The organism is Moorena sp. SIO2C4 (assembly GCF_010672485.1).
Lineage (GTDB): Bacteria > Cyanobacteriota > Cyanobacteriia > Cyanobacteriales > Coleofasciculaceae > Moorena > Moorena producens.
This window is the reverse complement of record NZ_JAAHGN010000344.1, coordinates 1-6,938: the sequence shown is the minus strand read 5'-3', so window position 1 is coordinate 6,938 and position 6,938 is coordinate 1. Positions and strand designations below refer to the sequence as shown.

General features: G+C 43.0%; 4 protein-coding genes and 2 pseudogenes. All 6 read right to left on the bottom strand.

Annotated features, from left to right (window positions below):
• Nucleotides 1-1,183 (bottom strand): GumC family protein (locus F6K20_RS18320; protein ID WP_502708843.1); only part of this gene is annotated, 1,183 nt, incomplete at its 3' end.
• Nucleotides 1,184-1,337: 154 nt separating this feature from the next.
• The gene (locus tag F6K20_RS18315; RefSeq protein WP_008185811.1) at nucleotides 1,338-2,663 is read right to left on the bottom strand and encodes an O-antigen ligase family protein; all 1,326 of its coding nucleotides are present in this window, start codon (nucleotides 2,661-2,663) and stop codon (nucleotides 1,338-1,340) included.
• A gap of 402 nt (nucleotides 2,664-3,065) precedes the next feature.
• The gene (locus F6K20_RS18310) at nucleotides 3,066-4,505 is read right to left on the bottom strand and encodes an oligosaccharide flippase family protein (RefSeq protein ID WP_044493605.1); all 1,440 of its coding nucleotides are present in this window, start codon (nucleotides 4,503-4,505) and stop codon (nucleotides 3,066-3,068) included.
• A 96-nt stretch (nucleotides 4,506-4,601) separates the two neighbouring features.
• Nucleotides 4,602-5,564: a glycosyltransferase family 2 protein gene (locus F6K20_RS18305; protein WP_008185809.1), complete on the bottom strand. Its 963-nt coding sequence runs from the start codon at nucleotides 5,562-5,564 to the stop codon at nucleotides 4,602-4,604.
• 935 nt (nucleotides 5,565-6,499) lie between these two features.
• Nucleotides 6,500-6,665 (bottom strand): annotated as a pseudogene (locus tag F6K20_RS18300) (IS66 family transposase); the annotation flags it as partial.
• Nucleotides 6,638-6,938 (bottom strand): annotated as a pseudogene (locus F6K20_RS18295) (IS66 family transposase); the annotation flags it as partial. The pseudogenes F6K20_RS18295 and F6K20_RS18300, both read right to left, overlap by 28 nt.

Genomic DNA, 6,938 nt, shown 5'->3' with positions numbered 1-6,938 from the left:
TAGCACTAAACGCATCAAGATTGACTTGCTCCATTTGAGCAACTAAACCGTTATAGACTCCCGCAGCCACATCGTACTGTCGCGTTAGTTCCAGCAGCCTAGACTGATGGACAGGAATCACCGTTAAAGTATTTTTCATCTGGTCAATCTGCTGCTGTAATTGCTCCGCTTGTTGTTGTTGACCACTAGCAGCACTTTCCGCCAGAATCAGTTGCTGGATTAACATTGCTCTTCCTTGAGCACTATCAGTTAGCGTCGGGTCTACTAACGTATCACCAGCTGCTAGAAAGATGTACTGTTGAATCTGCTGCTGCAACTGCTCACGTTGTAGCAGCAGATTTTGGATCTCAGGATGAGCATAAGTATAAGTAGCTTGAGCTTTGACCAAAGTCGCTTCCAGTTCAGTCAACTGCTGCCGCACAAACTGGTAATCCCGGTTTTCTGCTAGACCTAGAGAGCGGATTGCTTGCTTAGGAGTAAGACCCAAACGAGTCGATAGGATTTGAAGCTGATGTTGACTAGCTTGAGCTTCAGCTTGAGCCTGAGCTTGGCTAATACTCAGATCAGTAATTGCCCTCACCAGTCCTTCAGTTTGGGCTTCGCTATTCACTAAACCAGAGGATTCCTGAAACTTTGCTAATGCCTCCTGAGACTGATCCAATTTTTGCTTAGCTCGGTCGAGCGCTTTCTTATTAAACTCAACCCTAGTGGTACCATCTGCTTGACGCAGTTCATTCAGGCGCTCCTGATACGCACTGATCAGTGCCCTGACTCGATCTCTTGCTAATTCTGGACTAGCCCCAGTCGCATTCAACCAGATGGTCGTCGATTCCTGGTGAGGAGATACCGCGAACAACTGCTTGTATTGAACTAACCTTTGAAAATCCGTTTTCTCTGGGTCAGACTCCAACAAGCGCCTCATCAAAGCATCACTTTTGAGAATAGATGCCTGCATATTCAGAGGATGACTCTTCGCTGACAATTCAGAATCCCCCTTAGTTAATGACCCAAGGGTTCCTAAACTAGCTTGTAACTTGCCTGTTTCCGGTAGAATTAGCTGTGCTTTAGCAATCCAAAAAGGCTTTAATAAAGAAAAGGCTCCAAAGCTAGCTGCAAGCACCAAAGAATTAAAAACTAATAAAAGTATCCAATGTCTATTCAGGATCGCAACTACTTTTTTCATAAGATATATTCCTAATACAATCTTGTGTCAATTTTTAATTTATATAATGATTAATTTAATCAATAGCAATTTTCATAAATAAGAACTAATAACTAATTTTCAAAAAATAAATAAAAGTCTATTTTTTTGATTTTTAATTTTCAATCAAACATTTTCAAGTTCTAGATAACTGCTCCCATCGAGAGACAAACTGCTCATTTCGCTGTATTTCGGCAAGAATTGCCCCTAACCAGACCCAAAAATACCACAAATACACTGCCATCCAGCTCAAGGGTGTTCCGTTGAGAAGCATATACAAAGCCACCAGACTGGCAAATGCCCACTGGCAATGATAGTTACCACGAATCGCTGGAATCCAAGTACTCCAAAGGGTTGAACCTAGGGCACCTATAAAAAAGATAAAGCCAATGATGCCGTGCAAATAAAGAACTGAGGCGTAGGTTGAAAAGGAACCCAAAGCAATGTCGTAGATAAACCATTTGACGGAGCCTTGTATAATTCCCCATCCCATCAAAGGGCGTTCTTGCCAAGCCTCAAGGGTTTTAGTAACCACCAGTTCCCGGTCTTTAGAGGATTCGGCACGAGCACTATTGAAGATTTCTAGGGGCTTTTTCACTAAATCACTGAAGGTCAGACCTCCCAAAAGAGCACAAAGTAATGAGCTTAATGAACCAATCCATAAAGAACCTTGACGAGCCAAACTGCTGCGGAAACAAGCTGTAATCACCAATGCCATCACAAAGGAAACCCAGGATAAACGACTAAAACTAATTAGCAGAGCGGTTAAACAACCCGCTACGGATATTTGACGTAAGCGGCGGTTTTCTTCACCCAAGCAGATGAAAAAACTTAGAATGGAACACACCCCTACAATGGGGGGGTCGGGGGTGTAAAGAACTGTCCTGGGTAAAGGGATACCAAAAAAAGGTTGTAAGTCAGCAAATGTAACTTGCAAACTCAAAGCACCTCCCGGAATTAGACGGGCTAAGGGCGGTAGAAAAGGTTCTTTGCCTAATCCCACTACCAGCATGAGCATCTCAATGGCGATAGTCACTAAATATCCTGTTGCCATCCAAGCTACAGCACGGGTCACCACCTTAACCCTGATGGCATGCCAAAATGGTAGGAGCAGTGCGGCAAAAATTAAACAGTAGCTCTTGAAAAAAGTTACGAACGTAGCAGCAATTTTCTGCAAGGCAAACCCGACGTCATTGAGACCAAACGTAGCAGTCCAGACCATGACTAGAGCCATACCTAACCAAGCCCAGATACAGGCGGGTATCGATCTTCTAGTGAGTTTGTCAATGTCAAAGTTGACTCCTAAGAAACCAACAACTACCGCTGGGTAGAAGAGTGTTTGTATTCCCAACAACCACCAGAGCGGTGTTAGCACAATCACCCAGTAAATAACTTTTTCTGGAAATGACATGGCACCCAGTTTAAAGTTTCTAGTGTGGAAATCTGGTATGCTAGAGGTCATAGTTAACAGTCCATACTTTGATGTTTTAGAGCACGTTCATTAGATGAGAGTGATTCAAATCTACTAGCTTCGTTCGTTTATAGTGTTATTTTGGTTGTTATTTGTCATTTTTTATTTTTATTGATATTCCCAAGGTTTTGCCGTTTCCATAACAGTATTGTTTGATCGCGTTTATCATACTTATGAGGTACAGTCAATTTTCTTCCCCCCTGATTAAGGAAGAGGGGATTCCTACTCCCTACAATCCATGACTTTTTCCATTACTCAAGTGATAACTGCTATATATGAGCAGCTACAATAACATTGTGCCTATTTAATGCCTTAATTTAGATTAGAAAAATTACGGATTAAACAGTGAATTCGGTTAACCTAACATTCAGTAAATTTACTGAATTTATTAGCTTATAACTGACTTTTACCTAACTTTGTCAGCTGATTAGCCAATTTCCCTAGTAGAGACTGGTAACTCAAAAATTGTTTGGCAGCGATCAGGCGCATACAGACGATATAGAGACTCATAAATAGGAAGGGCTTCAGGATTGTTGGTAAACCTAGACAACTGACAATGGCTAACAGTACAATCAGAGCAGCTTTAAAGCACGGAAGTAAAAACTTCATCAATGGCCAACCTAGTGCTCGGCAACCTACCCACCACCAGTAGACTGTCCAGACAATTCCTAGCACGAAAGCAACTGCAATTCCCACCCCAATTAGTCCTGCTTGCTCAGCACCAATGATAAAGCTCAAGAAAGCGACCGGAGCAATCATAAGGTTAACCTTGGCGTTAATCCCAGTTCTGCCTTTTGCTGCAAGCATATTAATCAGTGAATTATTGATCAGCCTAAAGTAAGCAAACACAAGTAACCAAGGAATCACCTGGCAGGCTGGCACCCACTTCTGGCCAAATATCATAGAGATGAGCTGATCGTCTACCACTAAAAAAAATAAGGCGTATAGAGGAGCCCCCAGGAAAGCCATTTGTTCAACCATTGTGACTAGAACACTTTGCTGCTGTTCGTCATTCTCTAACTGGGCGAAGGAGGACATTCCTACCTGATTAATCACCTCACCCATTACAGTGTTAATTGTCTGGGTCAATTGGTAAGCAAAGTTGTAGTATCCCAAATTCGTATTACCCAGCAGTTTACCAATGACAAAGTTGTCACCATTGGCATTTACATAAAATCCCAAACTGGAGCCAGTGGCACCAAAACAGAACGACAAAACTTCTGAGCTAGCCTGTGGATCAATCTGTAAGCGGAATTTGTGTTCTACATGACCACGACTAATCCAATACTCTATAAACCAAAAAGCCGCATCTCCCACTACAAATGACCAGTAGCTCAAACCGATAAAGGCGCAACCAGTGGTAGAGACTACTCGCACTAACGAGGCGATTATGGTCGCATGGGCTATTTCCCGATACCTCATCTGTCTAGTGAGTACTCCCTGATAAACAGACTGGATAGAAGCCACCACCAGATTAAAGGCGAACACGATCAGAATCCATACCAGGTCTGGTACACCGAAAAAGTTAGCCGCTAGGGGAGATATCGCCACCATTGCCACTGCCAACATCAATCCCCTGGCAATAGCAATTGTGTATGTTGTATTTAAATAACGCTGGTCTTCAATGCCCTTGTAGACAATAAAAGAGTTGATGATGCCTTGGGTGAACAAATTCAGGAAAGACCAAAAAATATAGGCAACGCTAATCACCCCAAATTCAGATGGCAACAGCAACCTTGCTAGTATCAGGTTACTTAGCAATACCAGCAGACGTGTCCCGAGGGCTCCGTATGTTGTCCAGAACCCACTTGTGAGTAACGAGCTGAGTTTCATTAGGTTAGCAAGGTTTGGAAGGGACAAAAGGCTTGCATGTAAAAGGCTTGCACGTCAAAGGCCAATGACCAATGACTGATGACTAATACAAAATTTTTAGTTGTTTGCTCTGTATTCTACGGAGCCAAGCGATCGCTTAATCACCAGCTTGGCTAGTGGTGCCAGACGTACAGCTACGAGCGTCAGAAGCGATCGCGGATCCCGATAGAAGATTGAGCTATTGGCAGCTAACGCTTGGTTGATAAAGTGAACAGCTTTAGCTGCATCACCAGCAGTTAGGGATAATCGAGCTAGGTAGCGATACATATAGGCGTAAGCCGTCGGCAATACTGTCTCTACCAATTCTGGAGAGCGTTGATAAGCTGATTTAAGTACCTGTTCATGAGAATGCTGCATTTGTGTTATGTTAAAAGAAAGTCCAGAAGGACGAACTCGGTAGCAACACAAGACTTGTGGCTCCCGATGAAAACGCCAGCGTCCCGTAGCGGCAATTCTTAACCAGAAATCTATATCTTCTGAACTGCGTAACCCTTCGTCAAATTCCCCGACTTCATCCACTAGACAGCTTCGGAATACACCATTAGAACCATGACCAATGAAATTCTTGCACAGTAGGGCTAGGAGTGGGTCAGACATAACTGGCTTACCACTCAGACGCATTATCGTGGGACTTCCATCATCACGGATTGCTTGTGAGGCACTGTAGACAACCCCTACCTCTGGTTCCCGATCCAGTACAGCCACATGGTTAGCTAGTTTCTCCGGCTTGTAGACATCATCTGCATCAAGTAGAGCGATGTAGCTAGCACGAGCATGACGGATGCCATAGTTACGAGCCGATGAGAGTCCTCCATTGGACTTCTGCAATAACTGAAAGCGTGAATCCCGCCGACAAAACGGTTTAACCAGTTCAGCGGTATCATCAGTAGAGCCGTCGTCAACAATGAGGACTTCAAATTCTCGACAAGACTGACCCTCAAGAGAGACTAGCGCTTCCCAAATGTAGGAGCGAACGTTATAAGCAGGAACGACAACACTGACTTTTGGTGAAGTAATCATTCAAAACTCCTATCTCTAATATCTATTTCACTTATTCAGACTACAGATAATACAGATGATGATGAAATGATGGGGTCATCGGGTGAAGAATATTATTGAAGTTCAAAAGATGTAGTGATTTGGCTAAGGTCTGGTCATGATTTCCGGTGCTAAAATCACTACTTGTGTACCACTATCGAGCCACGCAGCCCCTCCCCACTCGTGCTTTGCATCACAGGGTAAACGTATCTAATTTGCTGATTCCTATATATAATGTTTTTGTAATTAAATAAACACTATATGTGGAAAATACCTTGTCAACAAGCACAATAAGGCTGGGTTTATTGAGAACTATCCCCAGTGTATTGACAAGATGCCTTTACCCTGCTTTGCATCAAGACAATACTAATGCTGCGAGGTCTGATCTATATCTGCTCATTCATTCATCTATAAACATGTGCTAAATCTAAGTAGATCTTACTTTATGCAAAAATAATTTGCTGACTTTAATTAGCTTTAATTCAAAAATAGCTATTTTTTTGAAACCTACTTATATTCATCAATTTGTCTGATTTAATTATAGTGTGAATACTTTAGATTATTTTTCGATATATTTACTATTTTTCTACATTTTTTCATTAGGTAAAAACCCGTAAAAATTACGTATAATTGCGGTATATAGCAATTATCATAGCTATGAGGTACAAAATTTCGGGATTTTAGGGAACAGCGGATCTGGGAAATCAGAAGAGGGAAGAGGAATGCGCTGCATCAAAACAGGGAATCAACGTCAAAAAAGACTGTACCTCATAACTGCGATCAACGCTATATAGCCTTACTCATACTTATGACTGAAGGTAACCGTCCCATGGCCTTACGCCACCATAGGTATTTGAGTGTTGATCAGAGTTTGTGGTAATAGGGATGGAGCCGATAACCCTAATCCCTTTTTGGTGCTGTGCTTTGAGGGATGTCACCACAGTCAGAATTCTCGTGCGCGAATTCACTGCCGGCTTGAGATTGGGAACCAAAGCTGGTTCGCCGCCAAATCACGGCAGTGCGTAGGGCACGTTCTGCGGCATTATTCGTGGGCTCTACCCCTGGAACATATACAAAAGTCCATCACCATTGCCTTGGCTAAAGCTGGTTTCATCACTATGAACAAACCCCTGGCCTTGAACATACTGCTGAGCTTGTTCCACTGGAGCTGCGACCGCCTCACTCACCTGGTGACGAAGACGATTGATGCTCCCACGGGAAAGCTGAACACTAAACTTTGTAGCAAGTAAGGACTTCACCATCCGGTGACTTTGGCGATGTTCTACACTAAACCTTGCAACCACTGCCGCTAATCGGTCTCCTAAGCCTAATGATGGTACCTCGGCAGGGAGTGGT

Bases quoted from the DNA above. Each gene is read 5' to 3' on its own strand.
- F6K20_RS18310 (WP_044493605.1), bottom strand. From the start codon at position 4,505: ATGAAACTCAGCTCGTTACTCACAAGTGGGTTCTGGACAACATACGGA.
- F6K20_RS18315 (WP_008185811.1), bottom strand. From the start codon at position 2,663: ATGACCTCTAGCATACCAGATTTCCACACTAGAAACTTTAAACTGGGT.
- F6K20_RS18305 (WP_008185809.1), bottom strand. From the start codon at position 5,564: ATGATTACTTCACCAAAAGTCAGTGTTGTCGTTCCTGCTTATAACGTT.